General features: G+C 61.2%; 21 protein-coding genes. 10 read left to right on the forward strand and 11 right to left on the reverse strand.

Translation table 11 applies throughout. From position 1 onward, the window contains the following. The 4 genes from E4O97_RS05420 to lpxC all read left to right on the forward strand — a co-directional run bounded on the left by E4O97_RS05420 (position 1) and on the right by lpxC (position 4453). Positions 1 to 870: a cell division protein FtsQ/DivIB gene (locus tag E4O97_RS05420; RefSeq protein ID WP_032803262.1), complete on the forward strand. Its 870-nt coding sequence runs from the start codon at positions 1 to 3 to the stop codon at positions 868 to 870. A 15-nt stretch (positions 871 to 885) separates the two neighbouring features. Beyond that, positions 886 to 2148, forward strand: coding sequence for a cell division protein FtsA (ftsA, locus tag E4O97_RS05425; RefSeq protein WP_003188682.1), 1263 nt, complete (start codon positions 886 to 888; stop codon positions 2146 to 2148). Positions 2149 to 2223: 75 nt separating this feature from the next. Next, positions 2224 to 3429 (forward strand): cell division protein FtsZ, encoded by a 1206-nt coding sequence (ftsZ, locus tag E4O97_RS05430; protein WP_005784951.1) that lies wholly within the window; start codon positions 2224 to 2226, stop codon positions 3427 to 3429. Between the two features lie 112 nt (positions 3430 to 3541). Beyond that, positions 3542 to 4453, forward strand: coding sequence for a UDP-3-O-acyl-N-acetylglucosamine deacetylase (gene lpxC / locus E4O97_RS05435; protein ID WP_003171886.1), 912 nt, complete (start codon positions 3542 to 3544; stop codon positions 4451 to 4453). A gap of 62 nt (positions 4454 to 4515) precedes the next feature. Here the strand turns inward: lpxC and E4O97_RS05440 are convergent, their stop codons facing one another. From E4O97_RS05440 to E4O97_RS05465, 6 genes are all read right to left on the reverse strand, one after another. Beyond that, positions 4516 to 6000, reverse strand: coding sequence for a diguanylate cyclase (locus E4O97_RS05440; RefSeq protein WP_103734617.1), 1485 nt, complete (start codon positions 5998 to 6000; stop codon positions 4516 to 4518). A 169-nt stretch (positions 6001 to 6169) separates the two neighbouring features. Then, entirely contained in the window at positions 6170 to 7492 is a 1323-nt protein-coding gene (locus E4O97_RS05445) for an OprD family porin (protein WP_032877718.1), read from the reverse strand. 382 nt (positions 7493 to 7874) lie between these two features. Then, positions 7875 to 9239 (reverse strand): heavy metal sensor histidine kinase, encoded by a 1365-nt coding sequence (locus tag E4O97_RS05450; protein ID WP_248160925.1) that lies wholly within the window; start codon positions 9237 to 9239, stop codon positions 7875 to 7877. Further along, the gene (locus tag E4O97_RS05455; RefSeq protein WP_005784958.1) at positions 9229 to 9906 is read right to left on the reverse strand and encodes a heavy metal response regulator transcription factor; all 678 of its coding nucleotides are present in this window, start codon (positions 9904 to 9906) and stop codon (positions 9229 to 9231) included. Before E4O97_RS05455 ends, E4O97_RS05450 begins: the two co-directional genes overlap by 11 nt. Before the next feature lie 7 nt (positions 9907 to 9913). Beyond that, positions 9914 to 13009: a multidrug efflux RND transporter permease subunit gene (locus E4O97_RS05460; protein ID WP_216090759.1), complete on the reverse strand. Its 3096-nt coding sequence runs from the start codon at positions 13007 to 13009 to the stop codon at positions 9914 to 9916. After that, on the reverse strand, positions 13006 to 14172 hold the full coding sequence (locus E4O97_RS05465; protein WP_248160926.1) for an efflux RND transporter periplasmic adaptor subunit: 1167 nt from the start codon (positions 14170 to 14172) through the stop codon (positions 13006 to 13008). The genes E4O97_RS05460 and E4O97_RS05465 overlap by 4 nt, the downstream gene beginning before the upstream one ends. A 193-nt stretch (positions 14173 to 14365) precedes the next feature. Here E4O97_RS05465 and E4O97_RS05470 point away from each other — a divergent pair, with 193 nt between their 5' ends. Both E4O97_RS05470 and E4O97_RS05475 read left to right on the forward strand, forming a co-directional pair. Continuing rightward, positions 14366 to 14599, forward strand: coding sequence for a hypothetical protein (locus E4O97_RS05470; protein ID WP_005784964.1), 234 nt, complete (start codon positions 14366 to 14368; stop codon positions 14597 to 14599). 163 nt (positions 14600 to 14762) lie between these two features. After that, entirely contained in the window at positions 14763 to 15545 is a 783-nt protein-coding gene (locus E4O97_RS05475) for a transporter substrate-binding domain-containing protein (RefSeq protein ID WP_078820316.1), read from the forward strand. Positions 15546 to 15596: 51 nt separating this feature from the next. On the opposite strand, the gene E4O97_RS05480 is transcribed toward E4O97_RS05475, so the two are convergent. From E4O97_RS05480 to E4O97_RS05495, 4 genes are all read right to left on the reverse strand, one after another. Next, the gene (locus E4O97_RS05480; RefSeq protein WP_216090761.1) at positions 15597 to 16340 is read right to left on the reverse strand and encodes a YkgJ family cysteine cluster protein; all 744 of its coding nucleotides are present in this window, start codon (positions 16338 to 16340) and stop codon (positions 15597 to 15599) included. 108 nt (positions 16341 to 16448) lie between these two features. Further along, positions 16449 to 16931 carry a GNAT family N-acetyltransferase gene (locus E4O97_RS05485; RefSeq protein ID WP_032877712.1) on the reverse strand — a complete coding sequence of 161 codons (483 nt, stop codon included), beginning with the start codon at positions 16929 to 16931 and terminating at the stop codon, positions 16449 to 16451. A 3-nt stretch (positions 16932 to 16934) separates the two neighbouring features. Further along, the gene (locus E4O97_RS05490; RefSeq protein ID WP_005784972.1) at positions 16935 to 17837 is read right to left on the reverse strand and encodes a chemotaxis protein; all 903 of its coding nucleotides are present in this window, start codon (positions 17835 to 17837) and stop codon (positions 16935 to 16937) included. A 198-nt stretch (positions 17838 to 18035) separates the two neighbouring features. Next, on the reverse strand, positions 18036 to 19010 hold the full coding sequence (locus tag E4O97_RS05495; RefSeq protein ID WP_216090763.1) for a D-glycerate dehydrogenase: 975 nt from the start codon (positions 19008 to 19010) through the stop codon (positions 18036 to 18038). Positions 19011 to 19220: 210 nt separating this feature from the next. Between E4O97_RS05495 and E4O97_RS05500 the strand changes: the two genes are divergently transcribed. Further along, positions 19221 to 19613 (forward strand): hypothetical protein, encoded by a 393-nt coding sequence (locus E4O97_RS05500; RefSeq protein WP_248128062.1) that lies wholly within the window; start codon positions 19221 to 19223, stop codon positions 19611 to 19613. Positions 19614 to 19669: 56 nt separating this feature from the next. Here E4O97_RS05500 and E4O97_RS05505 read toward each other — a convergent pair whose 3' ends face one another. Beyond that, the gene (locus tag E4O97_RS05505) at positions 19670 to 20638 is read right to left on the reverse strand and encodes a LysR family transcriptional regulator (RefSeq protein ID WP_032877708.1); all 969 of its coding nucleotides are present in this window, start codon (positions 20636 to 20638) and stop codon (positions 19670 to 19672) included. A 181-nt stretch (positions 20639 to 20819) separates the two neighbouring features. On the opposite strand from E4O97_RS05505, the gene E4O97_RS05510 reads away from it, so the two are divergent. From E4O97_RS05510 to E4O97_RS05520, 3 genes are read left to right on the forward strand one after another with little or no spacing between them, the layout of a single operon-like run. Next, a complete protein-coding gene (locus tag E4O97_RS05510; protein WP_248160927.1) occupies positions 20820 to 22331 on the forward strand; it encodes an efflux transporter outer membrane subunit in 1512 nt (503 codons plus the stop codon). Between the two features lie 10 nt (positions 22332 to 22341). Then, on the forward strand, positions 22342 to 24519 hold the full coding sequence (locus tag E4O97_RS05515) for an FUSC family protein (RefSeq protein ID WP_248128063.1): 2178 nt from the start codon (positions 22342 to 22344) through the stop codon (positions 24517 to 24519). Continuing rightward, positions 24509 to 24709 carry a DUF1656 domain-containing protein gene (locus E4O97_RS05520; RefSeq protein ID WP_046070983.1) on the forward strand — a complete coding sequence of 67 codons (201 nt, stop codon included), beginning with the start codon at positions 24509 to 24511 and terminating at the stop codon, positions 24707 to 24709. The genes E4O97_RS05515 and E4O97_RS05520 overlap by 11 nt, the downstream gene beginning before the upstream one ends. Positions 24710 to 24718 lie beyond the last annotated feature (9 nt).

Raw genomic sequence — 24718 nt, forward strand, 5'->3', positions numbered from 1 at the left:
ATGAAAGGCGCATCGCTTCGTCATCAGCCCCCACAAGCACCGAGCCGCAAGCCGGTGCCACGGGGTGCCAGCCGCATGGTGGCCAAAGAGCCGATGTCGGCGCGCCTGCCCAAAGCCAACTTTGGTTTTATCAAGGCGCTGTTCTGGCCGGTATTGCTGGTGGTGCTGGGGTTCGGTACCTACGAAGGCGCGCAACGCCTGCTGCCGTATGCCGACCGGCCGATCACCAAGATCAGCGTGCAGGGCGACTTGAGCTACATCAGCCAGCAGGCGGTACAGCAGCGCATCGGCCCGTACCTGGCCGCGAGCTTCTTTACCATCGACCTGGCCGGTATGCGCTCGGAGCTGGAACAGATGCCGTGGATCGCACACGCCGAAGTGCGCCGCGTATGGCCCGACCAGGTCACGATCCGCCTGGAAGAACAACTGCCCGTGGCCCGTTGGGGTGATGAAGCGCTGTTGAACAACCAGGGCCAGGCGTTCACCCCGCGTGAGCTGGCCAACTATGAGCACCTGCCGCAGCTGTTCGGGCCGCAGCGGGCGCAGCAGCAAGTGATGCAGCAGTACCAGGCCTTGAGCCAGATGCTGCGGCCACTGGGCTTCTCCATTGCACGCCTGGAACTGCGTGAACGGGGCAGCTGGTTTTTGACGACCGGGGCAGGCAGTTCCGGCCCGGGCATCGAGTTGTTGCTGGGACGCGACCGCTTGGTGGAAAAGATGCGCCGCTTTATTGCCATCTATGAAAAAACCTTGAAAGAACAGATTACGAACATTGCGAGCGTCGACCTGCGTTACGCCAACGGCCTGGCCGTCGGCTGGCGTGCACCGGCCGCGCCCACGGCAGCACAACCCGCTGTCGCGAAGAATTAAGAAGAGGCAGGACCCATGGCAAACGTGCAAAGCGGCAAAATGATCGTCGGTCTCGATATCGGCACCTCCAAGGTGGTGGCGCTGGTGGGCGAGGTTGGGGAAGACGGCGCGATCGAAATCGTCGGTATTGGCACGCATCCGTCCCGGGGCCTGAAGAAGGGCGTGGTGGTGAACATCGAGTCCACCGTGCAATCGATCCAGCGCGCCATCGAAGAAGCGCAGCTGATGGCCGGTTGCCGGATTCACTCGGCGTTCGTCGGCGTGGCCGGCAACCATATCCGCAGCCTGAATTCCCATGGCATCGTGGCGATCCGCGACCGTGAAGTCAGCTCGGCCGACCTTGAGCGCGTCCTCGACGCCGCCCAGGCCGTGGCGATCCCGGCTGACCAGCGCGTGCTGCACACCCTGCCGCAGGACTACGTGATCGATAACCAGGAAGGCGTGCGCGAGCCCCTGGGCATGTCGGGCGTACGTCTGGAAGCCAAGGTCCACGTGGTGACCTGCGCCGTCAACGCCGCACAGAACATTGAAAAATGCGTGCGCCGTTGCGGCCTGGAAATCGACGACATCATTCTCGAGCAGTTGGCTTCGGCCTACTCGGTACTCACCGACGACGAAAAAGAGCTGGGCGTGTGCCTGGTGGACATCGGCGGCGGCACCACCGACATCGCGATCTTCACCGAGGGTGCGATCCGTCACACCGCGGTGATCCCGATTGCCGGCGACCAGGTCACCAACGACATCGCCATGGCGTTGCGTACACCGACCCAGTACGCCGAAGAAATCAAGATCCGCTACGCCTGCGCCCTGGCCAAACTGGCCGGTGCCGGCGAGACCATCAAGGTGCCAAGCGTGGGCGACCGTCCACCGCGCGAACTGTCGCGCCAGGCTCTGGCCGAAGTGGTCGAGCCGCGCTACGACGAACTGTTCACCCTGATCCAGGCCGAACTGCGTCGCAGCGGCTACGAAGATTTGATCCCGGCCGGCATCGTGCTGACCGGTGGCACCTCGAAAATGGAAGGCGCGGTCGAACTGGCCGAAGAGATCTTCCACATGCCTGTGCGCCTGGGCGTGCCCCATGGCGTGAAAGGCCTGGGCGACGTCGTGCGCAACCCGATTTATTCCACCGGTGTGGGCTTGCTGTTGTACGGGCTGCAAAAGCAGACCGATGGCATTTCCTTGTCGGGCCCGAGCATCCGCGACAGCTACCGAAGTGACGACGAAGCCAAAGCGCCGTTGTTCGAGCGGTTGCAGGCTTGGGTCAAAGGCAATTTCTAAAGATTTACCGCGACACCGCAGCACCCGCAGTAAGCAGTAGGCGAAAAAACTAGAGAAAACGAAAGGAGAGGGAACATGTTTGAACTCGTAGACAACATCCCCGCTAGCCCGGTTATCAAAGTAATCGGTGTCGGCGGTGGCGGCGGCAACGCTGTCAACCACATGGTCAAGAGCAACATTGAAGGCGTTGAATTCATCTGCGCCAACACTGATGCCCAGGCGCTGAAAAGCATCGGCGCGCGGACCATCCTGCAATTGGGCACAGCGGTGACCAAGGGCCTCGGCGCTGGCGCCAATCCGGAAGTCGGCCGTCAAGCCGCTCTGGAAGACCGCGAGCGTATTGCCGAAGTGCTGCAAGGCACCAACATGGTGTTCATCACCACCGGCATGGGCGGCGGTACCGGTACCGGTGCTGCTCCGATCATTGCCGAAGTAGCCAAGGAAATGGGGATTCTGACCGTTGCGGTCGTGACGCGTCCGTTCCCGTTCGAAGGCCGCAAGCGCATGCAGATCGCCGACGAAGGTATCCGTCTGCTGTCTGAAAGCGTCGACTCGTTGATCACCATCCCCAACGAGAAACTGCTGACCATCCTGGGCAAGGACGCAAGCCTGCTGTCTGCGTTCGCCAAGGCTGACGATGTACTGGCCGGTGCCGTTCGCGGTATCTCCGACATCATCAAGCGTCCGGGCATGATCAACGTCGACTTTGCCGACGTTCGTACCGTCATGAGCGAAATGGGCATGGCGATGATGGGCACTGGCTGCGCCAGCGGTCCTAACCGTGCACGCGAAGCGACCGAAGCGGCCATCCGCAACCCGTTGCTCGAAGACGTGAACCTGCAAGGTGCACGCGGCATCCTGGTAAACATCACCGCAGGTCCCGACCTGTCCCTGGGTGAGTACTCCGACGTGGGTAGCATCATCGAAGCCTTCGCGTCCGAGCACGCCATGGTCAAGGTGGGTACCGTTATCGATCCGGATATGCGTGATGAACTGCATGTAACCGTGGTTGCGACCGGCCTGGGTGCGAAAATCGAGAAGCCTGTAAAGGTCATCGACAACACCCTGCACAACAGCCAGGTCAGCCAGGCTAATCAGGCAGCGGCCGCTGCAGCACCTGCTCGCCAGGAACTGCCGTCGGTGAACTACCGTGATCTGGACCGTCCGACCGTGATGCGCAACCAGGCCCAGGCCGGTGCTGCTGCATCCCGTAGCCTGAATCCGCAAGATGATCTGGACTACCTGGACATCCCGGCATTCCTGCGTCGTCAGGCCGATTAATGGAATGTATCAGGGCTATGAAGGTGATTGGTGTTCAGCAAAGGTCTGGTCTGTTATTATCGCCAGCCTTTGTTGATACCAGTTCGCAATTTGCGCTGAAGCGGTCCAAGCCATGATTAAACAACGCACCCTGAAGAATATTATCCGTGCCACAGGTGTAGGTCTGCACTCCGGGGAGAAGGTATACCTGACCCTCAAGCCCGCACCTGTCGACACCGGCATCGTGTTTGTTCGTGCCGACCTGGACCCTGTGGTGCAGATTCCTGCTCGCGCGGAAAACGTTGGCGAAACCACGATGTCGACCACTCTGGTCAACGGTGACGTCAAAGTGGACACGGTGGAGCACTTGCTCTCGGCCATGGCTGGCCTGGGCATCGATAACGCCTACGTCGAGCTCTCCGCGTCCGAAGTCCCGATCATGGATGGCAGCGCTGGACCCTTCGTATTCTTGATTCAATCTGCCGGCCTGGAAGAACAGGACGCAGCCAAGAAGTTCATTCGCATTCTGCGGGAAGTGACAGTAGAAGACGGCGACAAGCGCGCCACCTTCGTCCCGTTCGAAGGCTTTAAAGTGAGCTTTGAGATCGATTTCGATCACCCGGTATTCCGTGACCGCACCCAAAGTGCAAGCGTGGATTTTTCCAGCACTTCGTTCGTAAAAGAAGTCAGCCGCGCCCGTACCTTTGGTTTCATGAGTGACATCGAGTACCTGCGCAAGCACAACCTCGCACTCGGCGGCAGCGTTGAAAACGCCATTGTGGTCGACGCGGATGGTGTACTGAACGAAGACGGCCTTCGCTACGAAGACGAATTCGTGAAGCACAAGATCCTCGATGCAATCGGTGACCTCTACCTGCTGGGCAATAGCCTGATAGGCGAGTTCAAAGGCTTCAAGTCGGGCCACGCCCTTAACAACCAGCTGCTGCGCAAGTTGATTGAGCAGACAGACGCTTGGGAAGTCGTGACCTTCGAAGATGCCAGCACCGCACCGATCTCTTACATGCGTCCCGTTGCGGCGGTGTAAGTAACAACTCTCTTTCTTTAGTTTTTAAAGGCTGCCTTCGGGTGGCCTTTTTTTATGGCGTTTTATATGGGAAGGGTTGCCGCATCCACAATGCGGTTACGCCCACTGTGCTTGGCCTCATACAACGCTTGGTCAGCCTTGAGCAGCAAGTCCTCAAGGGTGATACGGCTGTGCTTGTGCCAGGTACTCATGCCGATGCTCACCGTGATCGGCTGATCATCCCCGGCCACCTGCGGCAAATGCTGAACGCTCTGGCGGATACGCTCGGCGATCACCCAGGCGCCCTTGGCGTCGGTATGGGGCAGCACCGCGGCGAACTCTTCACCGCCATAACGCGCGGCCAGGTCGGCCGGGCGACGGATAGTGCTGTTGATTACCTGCGCGACTGCCCGCAACGCATCATCCCCACCCTGATGGCCGTGGCGGTCGTTGAAGGCCTTGAAGTGGTCCACGTCGATCATCAGCACAGTCAGCGGCTCGGTTGAGCGCTGCGCACGGTCCCATTCCATACGCAAACGCTCGTCCAGAGTACGACGGTTGGCCAGGCCGGTGAGGGCGTCGGTGGCTGCCAGTTCTGACAGCACTTGCTCAGCACGATGGCGACGGCGCAATTCCATGCACAGCGCCCAGGTCAGCCACAACAGACCCACGCATAACACCCCCGTCGCAAGGCTGACCAGCCACGCTGCGCGCCGCCAGGGCGCGAACACTTCATCACTGGAAAGGGCCACCGCAACGATCAATGGCAAATTGCCCACATTGGAGAAACTGTAAAGGCGTGCCTGATGGTCGACACTGGAGATGCTTTGGAAACTGCCGTCCCGTTCACGCAGCATACGTGCGACGTTGGGGCGTTGGCTCAGGTCCTTATTGATGATATCCGCTTCCAGCAAAGGCTCTTGCGCCAGCAGGATGCCTTGGTGGTTGAGCAGGTTGATCGTGCTGTTGCTGCCGATATTCAGGCTGGTGAACAGCTGGTGGAAGTACGACAGGCGCATGGACGCGACGGCCACTCCCAGGAAGCGCCCGTCCGGTGACGAAACGCGGCGGCTGAACGCGATGCGCCATTGGTCATCGCACACACAGCGGGCCATGAACGGACGGCTGATGTACAACCCCACGTCCGGATTCTGGCGGTGAACCTGAAAATAGTCCCGATCAGCGAAGTTGCCGGGCTTGATCGTGAGCAGTGACGAGTCGGCAATCACCTCGCCGGTGGGATCCAGCAACAGGACATCGCCCTTGTATGGCGCGGCGGCGGAGCGGTCGAACAGCACCAACTGACGGATACTCGCGGATACATCCTGCAGGTCAGTACGTTCGGTAGCGGTGATCAAACCCTTGAGGCCCACATCGTAGAGTTCGACATTGCGCAACACGTCGGCGTCGATCAATTGGGTGATGGTATTGGCGGTGCGCTTGGCCGTCTGCAAGGTATTGGCGTGTTCACGAATCAGCAGCGCCGTGACGACTCCCACGATCAGCAACACTGTCAGCGTGCTGCCCAGAATAAGCAGGCGCTCAGGGCGGGTAAGGCTTGGGCTCATCGGACGCACTTCTGCTTTGAGGATGCCAATAGCTTAGTAGCAACTCTGGAATAGGTCGCAGAACCAAATGTGGGAGGGGGCTTGCTCCCGATAGCTGAGTGTCAGTCAATAATAGGTTGACTGACCCAACGCCATCGGGAGCAATCCCCCTCCCACATTTGGAACGTTGTCAGAAGATGTTGATGGGGTAATCCACAATCACACGGTACTCATCCACATCCCGATCCACTGCCGAGTAGCCATTGCTTCCTCGATTAGTCGCCCATTGCAGGCGCACGGCCAGGTCCTTGGCCTTGCCACCCTGCACCACATATTTCACGTCGATATCCCGTTCCCAATGCTTGGCGTCCTTGCCGTCGGCGCTGTACCAACTGCTGTAGCCACGACTGTTGGGGTCGACCTTGGTCAGGTCGGTCTTGCCGCTGATGTAGGACACGGCAGACGTCAGCCCCGGCACGCCGAGGCCGGCGAAGTCGTAGGCGTACTTGAGCTTCCAGGAGCGCTCGTTGGGGCCGTTGAAGTCCGAGTACTGCTGGGAGTTGTCCAGGTACACGCTGTCGCCCTGGGTGATGTAGTCGAACGGCGTGTTGCCGTTGACCCGCTGATAGGTGGCCGTGACGCTGTGGTTGCCCACGCCTACAGTGAAATGCAGGCTGTAGGTGTTGTTGTCGATATCACCCAGCAGCGATTGGCCGGTGTCCTGGGTGTGGTAGTAGTGCAGGCCGGGGGTCAGGCTGACCAGATCATTGAGGGCGTAGGTATATTCGAGGTCGTAGTAGTACTGGTGCCATACGTCCTTGAGTTCGGAGGCGTACAGGTTGCTGGTCAACCCGGCAATGCCGCTGAACGACACGCCGGCCCAGTCCAGGTGCTGGCTGTCGGCATTGGCCGGCAATGCACCGTAGCTGGTGCCGATGCGCCGATGGCCGCTCTGGTTGTAGAGCTTGGTAAAGCTGGCCTGGCCGCCTTCGATCATCCAGCCGTCAAAGCTGTGGTTGGTCAGGCTTACACCCCGGAACGTCTGCGGCAACATGCGCGTCATGCCGCCGGCGATCACCGGGTTGTTGAGGAACAGGTCGCCGGCTTTCAGTTCGGTATCGAAGGCACGCATTTTCAAGGTGCCGCCGGCGGTGGAAAACGAACCCGGTGCCTTGCCGTTGCCGCTGCCGTAGGGAAGGATGCTGGAGCCATCAGTGCCGCCGCCGCCGTCGAGCTTCAGGCCGAGCATGGCGTTGACGTCCAGGCCAAAGCCGACGGTGCCCTGGGTGTAGCCGGACTCGAAAGTGCCGATAAAGCCCTGGCCCCATTCCTTGCTGTCATCGGTATGGATGTCGCGACGGTCGCGGTTCATGTAGTAGTTGCGGGTGTTGACCGTGAGGTGCGAACCCTCGACGAAGCCTTCGTCGGGCGGGGCGTCCGCCGCGTGGGCAAGGGGGATGATCGTTGCTGCGATTGCGAGGAATAACGGGGTGAACGTCAGCGAGTTCTTCACCGGTGGAGCTCCTTTGGTCAATCATGAACGGCCAGTGTCGTGGGGTGTGCCCGGCCTTTTTTCACGGCAAAAAAAAGCCGCTGAAGTCAGCGGCTTTAAGACAGATTCCCAGTGTAGAGCCCTGGAAATAAGTCGAGGGAAATTCGGGTAAGCGGGTCAGCTGCCTTTGCCGTCGCGCTCATCGATGCGTCAAAGTAACGCAGGCGAGCGGTGCGATACAGAGTGTAACAAGATAATAACTATTGCCCAAATCGCAACAGTGTGGGCGATAGGATCTTCTGTGGGAGCTGGCTTGCCTGCGATGCAGACACCTCGGTATGCCAGGCGCACCGGGGTGATGCTATCGCAGGCAAGCCAGCTCCCACATTTTTGACCGAGTTGTTTAGACCGGAAGGGTGATACCAAAGGTATTGCCACCGCCTTCGCTGCGCACAAACACATCCCCGCCATGCATCAACGCAATCGCCTTGACGATCGCCAGCCCCAGCCCGTGATTGGCCCCGCTGTTGCTGCGTGATGCATCCACCCGGTAGAAACGTTCGAACAGGCGTGGCAAGTGTTCGCTGGCGATCGCCTCGCCCGGGTTGGTCACGCCAATCGCTACCTGTTGCCCCTGCACCTGGATGTGCACGTTGATAACCTGTCCGGGCGCGGTATGTTGCACGGCATTGCTCAGCAGGTTGATCAGCGCACGCCGCAGGTGGGCCTTTTCGATATGCACCCGGGCGTCGCCGTGCACCCGCACCCGCACCTGAGCGTCTTCGAGGATGAAGTCCAGATAGTCGAGGGTGGTGGCCACTTCATCGGCCAGTGAGCATTCGATCAGCTTGGTGGCTTTGCTGCCCTGGTCGGCGCTGGCGAGGAACAGCATGTCGTTGATGATCGAGCGCAGCCGTTCCAGCTCTTCCAGGTTCGATTGCAACACCTCGAAATAGTGCTCGGCCGAACGCCCGCGTGTCAGTGCGACTTGGGTCTGGCCGATCAGGTTGGTCAGCGGCGAGCGCAGTTCATGGGCCACGTCGGCGTTGAACGATTCCAGGCGCGAGTAGGCTTGTTCCACGCGGTCGAGAGTGGCATTGAACGAATTGACGAACAGGCTCAACTCCGGCGGCAGCGGTGACAATTTCAAGCGCCCCGAGAGTTTGGGCGGGGCGAGTTTGCGCGCTTCGTCGGAGAGCTTTTCCAGTGGCTTCAAGCCGATGCGCGCAACCCAGAAACCCAGCAGCGCGGCCATGACCACACCCACCATTGCCAGGCTGATCAACGCCACCAGCAAATGATGCTGGGTGGCGCGGAAGTTTTCGGTGTCGATGGCGATTATAAAGCGCAACGCCGGGCGCTGGTCCTTGGCCGCAAACTGGCTGACCAGCACCTTGAACGGATAAGCGTGGCCGGGCAGGCGCAGGTCGCGCTTGCCCGTCGGGCCCTGTGCAAAGGCGCGGATTTGCGCGTCCGGCTCGCCATATTCATAGCTCGGGTCGCTGCTGACCACCCAGAATCGAATGCGCTTGTCCTCTTCCCCCAGCAGCTTGAGCTTGGACTTTATCTTGACCCAATGCTCCGGCGTGCCGAAGCGGTTCACCGACGATTCCAGCACGCTGTAGCGCGCATCCAGTTCGGCGCCCGGCAACAACCCCAGGCCGCGATCCACCTGCTGGTACAGCGCGCCGCCGATCAACACGAAGATCAGCAGCGCCACCAGGGTGAACATGCCGCTCAGGCGCAGGGCGATGGAGTTAGCCGACACTGCGGTTCTCCAGCACATAGCCCATGCCGCGAATGGTGTGCAGCAGCTTGTGTTCGAACGGCCCGTCGAGCTTGGCGCGCAGGCGCTTGATCGCCACTTCCACCACGTTGGCATCGCTGTCGAAATTGATGTCCCAGACCATCTCGGCAATCGCGGTCTTGGACAGGATTTCTCCCTGGCGACGCGCCAACACGCTGAGCAGCGAGAACTCCTTGGCGGTCAGGTCCAGGCGTACACCGTTGCGACTGGCCTTGCGGCTGATCAAGTCGATCCACAGGTCGGCGACGGTTACCTGCACCGGCTCATGGCCGCCGCTGCGGCGGGTCAGGGCTTGCAGGCGCGCCACCAGCTCAAGAAACGAAAACGGCTTGCCAAGGTAATCATCGGCGCCCTCACGCAGGCCGCGAATGCGGTCCTCCACGCGCTCGCGGGCGGTGAGCATGATCACCGGCGTCTGCTTGCGGGCGCGCAACGCCCGCAATACGCCAAAGCCGTCCAGGCCGGGGAGCATCACGTCGAGCACGATCACCGCGTATTCATTCTCCAGCGCCAGGTGCAGGCCCTCGACGCCTTCGCGTGCCACATCGACGGTGTAGCCTTGCTCTGTCAGGCCACGGTGCAGGTAGTCTGCGGTTTTCTCTTCATCTTCAATAATCAGGACGCGCATGACCGCCTCAGTGTGTGGTCGCCAGCGCCAGCGCTGGTTTGGGCCTGTGGAAAGTCCGTTCAAGGTACAAGTATATGACCGGAGTCGTGAACAGCGTCAGCGCCTGGCTCACCAGCAAGCCTCCCACCACCGCAATGCCCAGCGGTTGACGCAGTTCCGCCCCCGGGCCCGAGCCCAGCATCAAGGGCACCGCGCCGAGCAGGGCGGCGAGGGTGGTCATGATGATCGGTCGGAACCGCGTGACGCAGGCTTCATAAATTGCATCCTCCGGCGTCAGCCCGCGCGTGCGCTGGGCCTCCAGTGCAAAGTCGATCATCAAAATGCCGTTTTTCTTGACGATGCCGATCAGCAACACCAGGCCGATCAAGGCCATGATCGAAAAGTCCTGGCCCAGCAGCCACAGCATGATCAGCGCCCCCAGGCCCGCCGAGGGCAAGGTGGAAATGATCGTCAGTGGGTGCACGAAACTCTCGTACAGCACACCCAGGATGATGTACACCGCCACCAGCGCCGCGAGGATCAGCCACGGTTGGCTTGCCAGCGAACTCTGGAACGCCTGGGCCGCGCCCTGGAAGTTGCCGATGAGGGTGCTCGGCATACCGATGTCGCTCTTGGCCTGGTCGAGCATGATCACCGCGTCGCCCAGGGCCACGCCGGGCGCCAGGTTGAACGACAGGTTGGCGGCGGGGAACATGCCGTCATGGCTGATGGACAACGGCCCCACGCTGGGCGGCTCGACCCTGGCCAGTGCCGACAGCGGCACCATTTCGTTGGTCAGCGGCGAGCGCAGGTAAAAGTAGTTGAGGCTTTCGGCCTTGCCGCGTTGCTGGCTGTCCAGTTCGAGTATCACCTGGTACTGGTTGATCTCGGTCTGAAACTCGTTGATCTGGCGCTGGCCGAAGGCGTCGTACAGCGCCTGGTCGACATCGGTGGCGGTCAGGCCGAAGCGGGCCGCGGCCTGGCGGTCGATGTTGATGTGGGTAATGCTGCCGCCCAGTTGCAGGTCGTTGGACAGGTCACGAAACGCCGGGTTGCTGCGCAGTTTCTCGGTGAGGCGTTGGGTCCAGGTGTTGAGCGTCGGGCCGTCGTTGCTCTTGAGCACGTATTGGTACTGGGCGCGGCTGGGGCCGGAACTCAAGTTGATGTCCTGGCCGGCGCGCAGGTACAGCACGATACCGGGCACCTTCGCCAGTTGCGGGCGCAGGCGGTCGATGAACTGGCTGGCGGACACGTCGCGATCACCGCGATCTTTCAAGGCAATCCAGAAGCGCCCGTTGGCGATGGTCTGGTTGCTGCCGGTGACGCCCACCGAGTGGGAAAACGCCTGCACCGCCGGGTCGGCCTTGACGATGTCCGCCAGGGCCTTGTGCTTGGCGACCATGTCCTTGTAGGACACATCGGCCGCCGCCTCGCTGGTGCCGAGCACGAAACCGGTGTCCTGCACCGGGAAGAAACCCTTGGGGATAAACACATAACCGACCACGGCCAGGGCCAGGGTCACCACGAAGATCGCCGCCATGCTGCGTTGGTGCGCCAGTGCCCGGCGCAGGTTGCGCGCGTAGCCGGCCAGCAGGCGCTCGCTGAAGGTGGGTTTGGCGTGGGCAGGATGGCTCGGTGCGCGCATGAACAAGGCGGCCAGGGTAGGTGCCAATGTCAGCGAAACCACCACCGAAATCAGGATGGTGGAGGTGGCCGTCAGCGCGAATTCCTTGAACAACCGCCCGACCACGCCGCCCATGAACAGCAGCGGAATAAACGCCGCCACCAGCGAGAAGCTGATGGACACCACGGTAAAGCCGATTTCGCCGGCCCCCTTGATCGCCGCTTCGCGCTGGCCCAGGCCGGCCTCCAGGTGCCGATGGATGTTCTCCACCACCACAATCGCATCGTCCACCACGAAGCCCACGGCGATCACGATAGCGACCAGGGTCAGGTTGTTCAGGCTGAACCCCATCACGTACATCAGGGCAAAACTGGCCACCAGCGATACACCCAGCACGGCCGACACAATCAGTGTCGCCGAGAGCTGGCGCAAAAACAGCGCCATCACCGCCACCACCAGCAGGATGGCGATCAGCAGGGTCATTTCCACTTCATGCAGGGAGGCGCGGATGGTCTTGGTGCGGTCGGTCAATACGCTGACCTGCACCGAGGCCGGCAACATGCCTTGCAGGCGCGGCAGTTCGGCCTGGATGCGGTCGACGGTTTCGACGATGTTGGCGCCGGGCTGACGCGAAATCACCAGGTTGACCCCTGGCGTATCGCCGGACCAGGCTTGCACGTAGGCGTTTTCCGAACCATTGATGACGTTGGCGATATCGCGCAGTTGAACCGGTGCGCCGTCTTTGTAGGAAACGATCAACTGGCCGTAGTCTTCGGGGTGAAACAGCTGGTCGTTGGTCGACAGAGTCGAGACGCTGTTCTCGCCATAGATCGCGCCCTTGGCCAAGTTGAGGCTCGACTGCTGAATGGCCAGGCGTATGTCGGCGAGGGTCAGGCCGATGGCCGCGAGTTTGTCGGGGGAGGCCTGCACGCGAATCGCCGGGCGTTGCTGGCCGGTGATGTTGATCTGGCCGACGCCGTCGATCTGGCTGATCTGGCGCGCCAGCAGGGTTTCCACGTAATCACTCAGCTCGGTGCTGGGCATGCTGCCTGAACTGACGCTGAGGATCAGCACCGGGCTGTCGGCCGGGTTGACCTTTCTCCAGGTCGGCAAGTTCGGCATATCGCTGGGCAGCTTGCCGGAGGCGGTGTTGATCGCGGCCTGGACTTCCTGGGCGGCGGTGTCGATGCTTTTTTCCAGGGTGAACTGCAACGTCAAAAGACTTGAGCCCAAGGCGCTGCTGGAGGTCATCTGGGTCACGCCGGGGATGGCACTGAATTGCACCTCCAGGGGCGTGGCCACTGATGAGGCCATGGTGTCGGGGCTGGCACCGGGCAGTTGCGCGGTGACCTGGATCGTCGGAAATTCCGCTTCCGGCAACGGGGCGATGGACAGGCGTGGGAAGGCGATGACCCCCAGCAGTACCAAGGCAAACGTCAACAACAGGGTGGCGACCGGGTGATCAACGCACCAGGCCGAGGGCGAACGGCTGCCGCTCATGGTTGCACCGTGGCGTCAGCGGTCTGGATCACCTGTGGTGGCTCCTTGAGTACTTCCACCTGGGCGCCGGCCTTGAGCCGCGACTGACCGTCGCTGACCAGCACGTCCCCGGCCTGCACGCCGGTGATGATGTTGATCTCGCTGTCCTGATACGCAACCTGTACCGGCACCACTTCTGCTTTATTACCGTTGACCCGGTACACGAAGTGCGCGTCCAGCCCACGCTGTACTACGGTCGGTGGTACCACTAGAACATGCTTGTCGAGGGCCGTCTGGATCTTGATGGTCACCAGTTGCCCCGGCCACAGCTTTTGCGCAGGGTTGTTGAACTCGGCCTTGGCCCGCAGGGTGCCAGTGGTGGAGCTGATCTGGTTGTCGATCAGGCTCAGGTGGCCTTCGCCGAGCAGGTGGCCGGTGTCGCCGTCGGTATCGGCGCCCAGGTAGGCGTCGACGCTGGCCGGGGTTGGCGCCGCGATCAGACCCTGCAGGGTCGGCAGCATCTGCTGCGCCAGGGAGAACTCAACGGCGATCGGGTCGAGCTGGGTGACGGAGAACAACCCCTGGGTGTCGCTCATGCGCAGGAAATTACCTTCATCCACACTGCGAATGCCCACGCGACCTGTGACGGGAGAGCGAATCTGGGTGTAGGAAAGTTGTACCTGAGCAGCATCAATCGCAGCCTGATTGCCTTGCACGGTGGCCCTGAGCTGGTTCACCAATGCCTGCTGCTGGTCATAGGTCTGCTTTGATACGCCGTCGTCAATGCTCAGTGCCTTGTAGCGCTTGAGGTTGACCAGTGCCACTTGCAACTGCGCCTGGCTTTCACCCAGTTGCGCCTTGGCCTGGTCGAGGCTGGCGCGGATCGAGCGGTCATCAAGGGTCGCCAGCAGGTCACCGGCCTTCACCGACTGACCTTCTTTGACCAGCAACCGGGTGAGGATGCCGTCGATCTGCGGGCGAATCACCACATTGTGCAACGACAGCACCGAGCCGATGCCGCTGACAAACCGCGGAACATCTTGTTGCGTCACGCTCACCACCCGCACGGGAATGGCGGTAGGCGCCGCCAGCCGTGCTTTGACCGGCCGGGTCAATGCCCAGGCTGCGACAGCCAGTATCAGGAGGGCTCCCACTATCAGGGCCATGTTTCGTTTGATCTGCATAGGAGGGCGCCGGCGCAAACTGCATGTTGGAGTTTGGAAAGCTGCTTTATAGCGCTGTTTCACCGTCAGCACGGTGACGGCAAACTGACAGCCGTGACAGTTAGGCTGTGTGAGCCTGTCGCTTGAAGTTACTGCTGGCAGCCTCGGCCCCGTATACTCGCGTTTTTACACCTATAGCTGTGCCGGAGCCCCTATGACTTCCCCCACCCAACCCCCTGTTGAAGCGGCCGACCTCGTTGATTCGGCCACCGCCGACAGTGCTGAAAAAGCCGAGATCCCGGCGTTCAAGTTCCCCTTCAAGCCGGGTGAGCTGGCAGGCGCCAAAAACGCCAGCCAGCCCTGGTACAAAGGCGGCGCCAAGAACGGCCATACCAAGACCCCAGGCATGGCACCTCCAGGCACGCGCCGTTCGATGGGTAAACGTTAAGGCTAAATCGAAGCTCGCGTTATAGGCTGTTGCCTACGTCGCCTGTCGATATTTCTACTTGTAGGTCCGCGGTCGATTCTTGAAAGCTTGCACAGCGTTTGCTTCGTCCCGATGACGCTCCATCGGGACGAAGTGAGTAAGCTTTCCGGAAAAGGACGTTCCCGTGGCCCTGATACACCTCTGTGCAGTGCTTGCCTTCTTGCTCTCGACGACTGCCGTTGCGGGCGACGTTCAACCGCGGCGCGAGATTCGTTTCGCCGTGGCCGCGCATTTTCCCCCCTTTCAGAGCCGCAACCCGCAAGGGCAATTGGTGGGGCTGAACATCGAACTGGGCAATGCCTTGTGCGAACAACTCAACGTGCGCTGTATCTGGGTTGACCAAGTCGTCATGGAAAATTTCCCGGCCCTCGAAGCCCGGCAGTTCGACGCGATCATGGGTATGGCGCCGACATGTCGGCGCCGACAACGGGTGAGTTTTACCGATGACCTCTACCCGATCACCACCCGCCTGGTGGGTCGTAAAGGCTCAGGCTTGATCCCTGGCCGGCGCTCGCTCAAGGGCAAGCGCGTGGGGGTGTTGGTCAGGAGTAATCGTGAAGCCTTTGCGCTCTCGCAGTGGGCACCGGCGGGGGTGATCATCAGAAGTTTCTGGCTCAACGATCAACTGATTCAGAGCCTGGTGTCGGGTGATATCGATGCGACCTTGCAAGGTGCCGTGGAGATCCGTGAGGCGCTGCTCGACACCGCCGACGGCCTGGACTTCGGTTTCCTGGGGCCTGTGGTGTCATCGGGCCTGTTGGGCAACAGCGTGGCTATCGCGGTACGCAAACCTGATACCGCGCTGCGCAATGAGCTGAACCATGCGCTTGAACAGCTGATGCAAAACGGCGAATACCAACGCATCCTCCAGCCCTATGGTCTGGATGTAGCGCCTGCCACTCCATGATCGAGATAGATCTCAATGCGGGAGCAGACTCAGTCAAATCCCCGTCGGCGGTCAGGCAGCCCGCAACGAGATAAACGCATAGTTGGCCGGCACTTCGGTGGCAATCTGCGCCCCGGCGTCCAGCAGTTGTTCGGCGATGTCCATACCGGATACATGGAACACCCATTCATTGGCCATGCTCGGCTGGACCACTGCCTGCTCGACAGCTTGGGCAAACGCCTGCATATCCGGCAGGTAGGCGGTAAAGCCGTCGCCCTTGAGCGCTGTGGTACGAATGCCGAGCAACGCACACACCGCTTCCTTGGTTTGTACATCATCACGGTCGGCCTGGCGCGAGCGGCCGATCAGTTCAGCCAGTTCCTTGTCCATTAACTCGCCACCGACGATCAAAGCCGGGCCCTGTTCCCAGGATTCTGGCGGGCAATCCTTGGCACTCGGGTTCAGCGGGATATGCGGGTTGATCTCCATCGGGTAGATCCGGCACACCAGTGGGCGTCGTTCATAGATGCGGCAAAGGTTGTCTTCGTCAAGATTCCGGCAGCGTCCGGCGTTATAGGCTGCAAAGGTGATTGCCACAAACGCCTCGGTAGTGCCGCTGGGCACCATCACCGATCGGCGCTCGGCGTGTTCACGTTGTTGCAGGCGCAGGCCCAGGCCGTTGCCGAGGAAACCCTCGACCAGGACGATGACGTTACCGCCGTCCGCCGCCCAGCTACGGGCTTCTGCGAGGGTCAGGGGGACGTGATGGTCGCTGCAGCATTTGCCGCAACCTACGCAAGAAAACTGAGTGTTCATGGCGGATCTGTCACCAGGCTAGGTCAGAGGGCACGCTTGAGGGGTGACGGGTTTTTTACCTCTATCGACCGCTCGGCACTCTGGAAGCAAGTTATGCGCCAGGGGTTGTCAGCCCTTGGGCACAGTGTCGCGCAGGACAAATCTCATATCGGCACTTTCATACAGTTGCCGGGCACGCAGGTTGCTTTCCAGCACCTTGAGGTCGACATAAGGTTCGCCGCGCTGCTTGAACACCTGAAAGCTGTGCAGCAACAAGGCGCGCCCCAGCCCCTGGCCCTGGGCGCAAGGATGTATCGCAAGGTTCTTGATGAAGGCGCTGGTCCAGCACTGGGCGACACCGAGAATGCCGTCGGCGTTAATGGCGACCAGGCACAACGTCGGGTCGCACTCGGCATCGGTCACGAACTGTCGGCGCCATTCATCCAGGCTGGCGACACGGCCTCCGCCCTGGTCTTGAGTCATGCGCAACACGGCATGGATCGCCGGGGCCAATTCATCCCGGTAATGATCCAGCCGCGTATTCGCTGGCCACTGCGGGGCGGGCAGGCTGCCCGTGAGGTCGCGACGCAGCAGCTGGAAATACTCGGCCACTGCTTACAGGCCCTTTTGTGCCACGGTTTGCGCGGCGATGACCAGGTACTTGGTCAGCTCCGGGGAGGAGAACTTGGTGAGCACCGCATCGGCACCGGCCAGGCGGGCTTTCTCGCTGTTCATCGCGCTGTCCAGGGAAGTGTGCAACAGCACGTATAGGTCCTTGAAATCCGGGGTTTCGCGCAGGGTGCGGGTAAGGGCGTAGCCGTCCATCTCGGACATCTCGATATCCGACACCACCACATTGATCTGCTCGCCCGTGCCTTGCAGTTCCAGCAACACATCGATGGCTTCCTTGGCGCTGCGCGCGGTGTGGCAGGTCAGGCCAAGGTTACGCAGGGTGTGTACCGACTGCTGCAAGGCCACTTGGCTGTCGTCCACCACCAGGATGCGGGCGTTGCCGAGCACTTCGGCTTCTTCCATGGTCAGGTCGGTCGGCGCCGTTTCAATCGGTGCCGGGGCGATGCCGTGGATGACTTTCTCGATATCCAGCACCTGTACCAGGCCACCTTCCACTTGGGTTACCCCAGTGATAAATGCACGGTTGCCCCCGGAGCCGTAGGGTGGCGGGCGGATGTCGGTGGTCAGGCAATGCACGATCTTGCTCACTGCCTGCACATGCAAACCCTGCTTGGAACGGCTGACGTCGGTGACGATCAGGCAGCCGCCGTCCGGGTCTTGCAAGGGCATTTCACCGAGGGCGCGGCTCAAGTCGATCACCGACAGCGAGGTGCCGCGCAAGGTGGCAATGCCTTTGACGTGCGGGTGGGACTCCGGCAGCTTGGTCAGCGGCGGGCAGGGGATGATTTCACTGACTTTCAACAGGTTGATGGCCATCAGCTTGCCGCTGCGCAGGGTAAAGAGCAGAAGCGAAAGTGAGTCTGCGCGGGCTTTGGTGGTGGACATAAAAACCTTCTGTGGATCAGGGATGACGATCATCTATGGAAGGTTATCGACTCGGCTGGCCTGGGCTTTAACCGGATTTTGTGTCGGGCACTGCTAATGTGGGAGGGGGCTTGCTCCCGATATCGGCGTGTCAGTCAGCAGATGTACAACTGATCCACCGCCATCGGGAGCAAGCCCCCTCCCACATTGGGTTATGTATCAGCCTTTCCAGGCCTGGGGATTCACCAGGTCCTGCGGGCGTTGGCCCAGCAGTGCGCTGCGCAGGTTATCCAAAGCACGATTGGCCATGGCTTCGCGGGTTTCACCGGTGGCCGAACCGACGTGCGGCAGGGTCACGGCATTGCTCAACTGGAACAGCGGCGATTCGGCCAGCGGTTCCTTTTCATACACATCCAGCCCGGCACCGCGAATTTTCTGGGTTTGCAGGGCTTCGACCAGCGCCGGTTCATCCACCACCGGCCCACGGGAAATATTGATCAGGATCGCGCTGGACTTCATCAGGCCTAATTCGCGCGTGCTGATCAGGTGACGGGTCTTGTCGCTCAATGGCACCACCAGGCAGACAAAATCCGCCTCGGCCAGCAACTGGTCCAGGCTACGGAACTGCGCGCCCAGTTCTTGCTCCAGCGCGGTCTTGCGGCTGTTGCCGCTGTACAGGATCGGCATGTTGAAACCCAGGCGCCCACGCCGGGCCACGGCCGCGCCGATATTGCCCAGGCCGACGATGCCCAGGGTCTTGCCGTGTACATCGCAGCCAAACAACGGCGCGCCGACGCTGGCTTTCCACTGACCGGCCTTGGTCCAGGCGTCCAGCTCGGCCACCCGGCGTGCGCTGCTCATCAGCAACGCAAAGGCCAGGTCGGCAGTGCTTTCGGTGAGTACATCAGGGGTGTTGGTCAGCATGATGCCGCGCTCGTTGAAGTACGGCACGTCGTAGTTGTCGTAGCCCACCGATACACTGGACACCACTTCAAGCTTGCTCGCGCCTTCAAGCTGTTCACGGCCCAGCTTGCGGCCCACGCCGATCAAGCCGTGGGCATGGGGCAGGGCGTCGTTGAACTGCGCGTTGATATCACCCAGTTTGGGGTTGGGCACGATCACCTCGAAATCCTGTTGCAGGCGTTCGATCATCGGTGGGGTGATGCGGCTGAAGGCCAGGACAGTCTTTTTCATGGCAGGCGGGCTCGTCGACTACGGAAGAATGCCAAGCACGCTAACATTCCCGATAAGAATTTTGCAGGGTTTTGATCGGTCCTGCTTCTCTTCCATTGGTTTTAATACCTGTCAACTGTGAAAACTACGAGCTGTTCGGCCAATACGTGAGCGCCTATTCTCGTTTTTCAAGGCTGGGTTGATGCCTTTGTTAAACAGGAGATCACTCTTATGAATATCGACGATGAGATAAAGCGAATCAGGGATTTTTTAGCCGCTGGTAAAACACGCAACGAGCCTGACGAGGCTTTGCCGCAGGCTCCCACAATCGAATTGATCGTCAATGGCGAGTTGTTCGTCGACCATGTACCTGGGACGGGGCTGAAGGTTGGGGTGGATTACGACACTATGCTGGAGGGTCAGGAGTTCGTTTTATATTTGTTCAGCAATACGCCTTCGGATGGCGACTATAACGAGGCCGTTACAGTGATAGAGGTGAAACCTTACGTTGTTACCGTGCCCAAGCAAAAGATTGAAAAGTTGCATAAAAACGAGCTTGGTCTTTGTCTTTACTTCATCGATGGCAAAGAAACCTCTGAGTGGACGACCTTCACCGTCAGATGATGCGTCCTATCAAGGCATACGGTGACCTGTTCAAAACCAGTCACCGCATGCCTGGCTCAATTACTCAAGCGAGCACCACCTAAACCACCGCTCAATTCATACGCCACCAGCTCCGCCTGGTGCGCCGCCAGAATTTCCGGCAACGAACCACGCAGGTACTCCACCCAGGTCTTGATCTTCGCATCCAGGTATTGGCGCGAAGGGTAGATGGCGTACAGGTTCAGTTCCTGGGAGCGGTAGGTCGGCATCACCCGCACCAGTGTGCCGTTGCGCAGCCCTTCGATGGCGGCATACACCGGCAGCAGGCCTACGCCCATGCCGCTGGTAATTGCGGTTTTCATCGCGTCGGCCGAGTTGACCAGGAACGGCGAGCTGTTGATCGCCACGCTTTCCTGACCTTCAGGCCCGTTGAAGGTCCATTTGTCCAGTTGGATCACCGGGCTGACCAGGCGCAGGCACGCATGGTTGAGCAAATCCTGCGGCCGCTGTGCACAGCCCTTGGCCTTGACGTATTCCGGGGAAGCACAGGCAATGCTGTAGGTGATGCCCAGGCGCTGGGACACGAAACCCGAGTCCGGCAGTTCACTGGCCAGCACGATGGACACGTCGTAGCCCTCGTCGAGCAGGTCCGGTACGCGGTTGGCCAGGGTCAGGTCGAAGGTCACGTCGGGGTGGGTGCGGCGGTAACGGGCAATCGCGTCGATGACGAAATGCTGGCCGATCCCGGTCATGGTGTGCACTTTGAGCTGCCCGGCAGGGCGGGCGTGGGCGTCGCTGGCCTCGGCCTCGGCTTCTTCGACGTAGGCGAGGATCTGCTCGCAACGCAGCAAATAACGTTTACCGGCCTCGGTCAGCGCGATACGCCGGGTGGTGCGGTTGAGCAAGCGGGTTTGCAGGTGGGCCTCAAGGTTGGAGACCGCGCGCGAGACATTGGCCGTGGTGGTGTCCAGTTGCACGGCGGCGGCGGTGAAGCTGCCGGCTTCGGCCACGCAACTGAAAGCGCGCATGTTTTGCAAAGTGTCCATGGAGTGTTCTCAAGGGAGATGACAAATTGTGACAGAAAGTTACGCCGACCAGTGATCCCTACCAACGGATTATCGCCTGAACGGTAACAAAGATTCACAGGAATGCCAGCTTATCGTCCTCCATGCCGCCGCCTAGAATTGCGCCACCTCTTGCGCAACACCTCTCAGGAATTCGCTTGCCGTGCCGCGTCGCATCAGCAGAGAGCTGAAGACTCTCAGTGTTTGGGCCTTATCGTTAGCCATCAGCGGTTGCATCGGAACCGGAGGAATTGCTCCCCAAGGCCAGGCCCTCAACGCCAATACCCTGGCCACCGATGAAGCCATTCAAGACGCCTCCCAGGACGCCCATTGGCCCACCGCCCAATGGTGGCAAGCCTACGGCGACCCGCAGCTCAACCGTTGGGTCGAACTCGCCACCCAGAACAGTCCCAGCCTGGCCGTGGCCGCCGCACGCGTGCGGCAAGCGCGGGCGCTGGCCGGGATTGCGGAGTCGGCCGAGTCGTTGCAGATCAATAGCGATACCACCCTCAAGCGCCACAACTGGCCGAAAGATCAGTTCTACGGCCCCGGCGAATTGAGCGGCGCCAACACCTGGGATAACAACTCGTCCCTGGGTCTGAGTTATGCCCTCGACCTGTGGGGGCGGGAAAGCAACAGCACCGAACGTGCGGTCGACCTGGCGCACATGAGCGCTGCCGAAGCACGTCAGGCCCAGCTCGAACTGCAGAACAACGTGGTGCGCGCCTATATCCAGTTGTCGTTGCATTACGCCGACCGCGATATCGCCGCGGCCACCCTGGCCCAGCAACAGCAGATTCTCGACCTGGCCAACAAACGCCTTAACGCCGGGATCGGCACCCACTTCGACGTCAGCCAGGCCGAAACCCCGCTGCCGGAAACCCATCGCCAACTGGATGCCCTGGACGAGGAAATCGCCCTGAGCCGCAACCAGTTGGCGGCGCTGGCCGGTAAAGGCCCGGGCGAGGGTGCGCAGTTGCAACGCCCGACCCTGGCCCTCGCCGCGCCATTGAAGTTGCCCTCAAGCCTGCCTGCGCAACTGCTCGGCCAACGCCCGGATGTGGTCGCCAGCCGCTGGCAGGTGGCGGCCCAGGCCCGTGGCATCGATGTGGCCCACGCCGGTTTCTACCCCAACGTCGACCTGGTCGGCAGCCTCGGCTACATGGCCACGGGCGGCGGTATGCTGGAGTTCCTGGCCGGCAAGAAATTCAACTACAACGTCGGTCCGGCGATCACCTTGCCGATCTTTGATGGCGGCCGCCTGCGTGCTCAATTGGGCGAAGCCAGTGCCGGCTATGACATCGCGGTCGCCCAGTACAACCAGACGCTGGTCAATGCGCTCAAGGGCATCAGCGACCAGTTGATCCGCCGCGAGTCCATGGACAAGCAGTCGGCTTTCGCCGCGCAGTCGGTGGCCTCGGCGCAGAAGACCTACGACATCGCCATGATCGCCTACCAGCGTGGCCTCACCGACTACCTCAATGTGCTCAACGCCCAGACCCTGCTGTTCCGTCAGCAACAGGTCGAGCAACAGGTGCAGGCGGCGCGCCTGAGTGCCCATGCCGAACTGGTAACGGCATTGGGCGGCGGCCTTGGTGCCGGCAACGATGTGCCCCAGGATGCCAAGACCCTTCCAAGCAAGACCCCGGCGGCACTTGCCGTGTTCGACCACTGAGTAGGATTCGATGACTTCCTTGCCTGCACCGCTGCGCTGGTTGCATTCCCTTGAGTGGCGCCGTGGCTTTTTCGACTGGGCACGCAGCGACGGCGTGACCTGGGTGTATATCTTCAAGGTACTGGTCGCCGCGTTCCTCACGCTGTGGCTGGCGATGCGCCTGGAACTGCCGCAACCGCGCACCGCGATGATCACCGTGTTTATCGTGATGCAGCCCCAGAGCGGCCAGGTGTTCGCCAAGAGTTTCTACCGTTTCCTCGGTACCTTGGCGGGCTCGGCGGTGATGGTGCTGTTGATCGCCTTGTTTGCGCAGAACACCGAACTGTTCCTCGGCGCGCTGGCGATCTGGGTGGGCATTTGTACCGCTGGCGCTACGCGCAACCGCAACTTCCGCGCCTATGGGTTTGTGCTTGCCGGCTACACCGCCGCGATGGTCGGCCTGCCGGCGCTGGCTCACCCGGACGGCGCCTTTATGGCAGCGGTGTGGCGGGTGCTGGAAATCTCTCTGGGGATTCTGTGCTCGACAGTGGTCAGCGCCGCCATCCTGCCGCAGACCTCCAGCGCCGCCATGCGCAACGCGCTGTACCAGCGCTTTGGCGTGTTCGCGCTGTTCGTCACCGACGGCCTGCGCGGGCGCAGCCAACGCGAAGGGTTCGAGGCCAGTAACGTGCGCTTTATCGCCGAAGCCGTGGGCCTGGAAGGGCTGCGCAGCGTCACCGTGTTCGAGGACCCGCACATGCGCCGACGCAACGGGCGGCTCAGTCGCCTCAACAGCGAATTCATGAGCATCACCACGCGCTTCAACGCCTTGCACCAGTTGCTTGAACGCTTGCGTGCCGATGAGGCCGATCATGTGGTCGCAGCGATCAAACCCGGCCTGCAAGACCTGGCCGAAGTGCTCGACAGCTTCTCCGGTCGCGCCCTCACCAGTCCGGATGCCGCGCGCCTGGTCAATCAACTGAGCGCCTACAAGGACGACCTGCCCGCCAAGGTGCGCAGCCTGCGGGCGAGCTTCCAGGACGGTAACCCGACCGAAGCCGAGCAGTTGGACTTTCATACCGCCTACGAGCTGCTGTACCGCTTCGTCGACGACCTGCACAACTACGCGCAAACCCACGCGTCCCTGGCTGACCACCGCCATGCGCGGGAAGACTGGCACGAAGCCTATACACCAAAAACCAACTGGCTGGCCTGCGCCGCCGCCGGGGTGCGGGCCTCGTTTATCCTGATCGTGCTGGGCAGTTACTGGGTAGCCACCGCCTGGCCCAGCGGCGCGACCATGACCTTGATCGCGGCGGCCACGGTGGGCCTCTCCGCTGCCACACCCAACCCCAAGCGCATGGCGTTCCAGATGGCTTGCGGCACCTTGATCGGCGCCTTGGTCGGCTTTGTCGAAATGTTCTTCGTGTTCCCCTGGATCGACGGCTTCCCGCTGCTGTGCGTGATGCTCGCACCGGTGATCATCTTCGGTGCTTTCCTCTCCTCCCGCCCGCAGTACGCCGGTGTCGGCGTGGGCCTGTTGATTTTCTTCAGCACCGGCTCGGTGCCGGACAACCTCACGGTCTACAACCCTTACACCTTTATCAACGACTACATCGCCATGGTCATCGGCATGTTGGTGTGCGCGGCGGCGGGGGCGATCATCCTGCCACCCAACAGCCGCTGGCTGTGGCGCCGCCTGGAGCAGGACCTGCGTGAGCAGGTGGTGTATGCGATCAGCGGCAAGCTCAAGGGCCTGGCGTCGAGTTTTGAAAGCCGTACCCGCGACCTGCTGCATCAGGCTTACGGCCTCGCGGCCGGCCAGCCGCAGGTGCAACGCGACCTGCTGCGCTGGATGTTCGTGGTGCTGGAGGTCGGCCACGCAATCATCGAGTTGCGCAAGGAGCAGGCGATCCTGCCGGTGCATCCGGCCTATGCCGAGTCCCAGCCGTGGCGCCAGGCAATCCGCGTGATGGGCCGTTCGCTGGTGCGCTTGTTCCTGCAACCCAGCGCCAGCAACCTGGAGCGCGGCTTGATCGCCGTCGACCATGCGATCAGCCGCGTGCAGGCCACCGACGAACCTTTCGCCCCGCACTTCGATACCTCAGCCCTGCGCCGGGTGAAGAGCTACCTGCACTTTATCCGCACTTCGCTGCTCGACCCGCAATCCCCACTGGCGGCCCTAAAAGGAGCCTCGAATGCCTCGTGAAATCGCATTTCATGGCATCTATATGCCGACCATGACCCTGATGTTCCTGATCGCCGCGGTGTTGGCCTGGGCGATTGATCGCTTCCTGGCCGGGTTCGACCTGTATCGGTTTTTCTGGCACCCGGCGTTGCTGCGCCTGAGCCTGTTCGCTTGCCTGTTCGGCGCCCTGGCGCTGAGCGTCTACCGTTGAGAATGCCCC

Origin of the sequence: Pseudomonas sp. W15Feb34 (assembly GCF_023127765.1) — a bacterium.
Lineage (GTDB): Bacteria > Pseudomonadota > Gammaproteobacteria > Pseudomonadales > Pseudomonadaceae > Aquipseudomonas > Aquipseudomonas synxantha_A.